The following is a 756-nucleotide window of genomic DNA, read 5'->3' as shown; positions in this document are numbered from 1 at the left end:
GGCAGTTTGCCGCCTCCGTCCCGGTGCTCGCGGACCGCGTGCAGCAGGCACGTGTGAAGAACGCGCTGGAGCCCGAGTGGGAGGCCCGGTTCGAGCCGAAGTCCTACTGCTTTCGGCCCGGCCGCGGCTGTCATGACGCGATATCCGCCATCTACCTGACGCTGAAGGGCAAGAATCCTCAGCGCATGTGGGTGCTGGACGCGGACCTGAAAGCGGCATTCGACCGTATCGACCACGAGCACCTCCTCGCCCAGCTCGGCACGTTCCCCGCCAGGGGACTGGTCGGGCACTGGCTGAAGGCCGGAGTAGTAGATCGCGGCCGGCTCGCCCCAACAGAAGAAGGCACCCCGCAAGGGGGAGTTGTCAGTCCTCTGTTGCTGAACATCGCTCTGCACGGAATGGAACAAGCCGCCGGAGTCCGATTCCGCAAGCTCGGCACTAATGCTGCCGAGTCGGTTGAAGGCGCACCGGCATTGATTAGGTACGCTGACGATCTTGTCGCGCTGTGTCACAGCTATGACGAAGCCGAACAAGTCAAGGCGAAGCTCGCCGAGTGGCTGAGGCTCAGAGGACTGGCGTTCAACGAGGACAAGACCCGAATTATCCACGCTGACTCCGGTTTCGATTTTCTGGGATTCAACGTCCGCCGCTATGACGGCAAGCTGCTGATCAAGCCGAAGGACGAACCTCACCATGCGGCAGCTCGGCCCGCTGTTCGGGCTCTCGAAGCCGGCCGCAGACCGGGTCATCGACCAA

At 62.8% G+C, this 756-nt stretch carries 1 pseudogene; it reads left to right on the top strand.

The annotated features are described in order from the left end of the window. Positions 1–23 precede the first annotated feature (23 nt). Positions 24–584, top strand: a pseudogene (locus V7793_RS37965) (reverse transcriptase/maturase family protein); the annotation flags it as partial. Positions 585–756 lie beyond the last annotated feature (172 nt).

This window comes from Streptomyces sp. KLMMK (assembly GCF_036961605.1).
Taxonomy (GTDB): Bacteria; Actinomycetota; Actinomycetes; order Streptomycetales; family Streptomycetaceae; genus Streptomyces; species Streptomyces telluris.
Note: the sequence above shows the minus strand (reverse complement) of the source record. Positions and strands in the feature narration are given on the sequence as shown.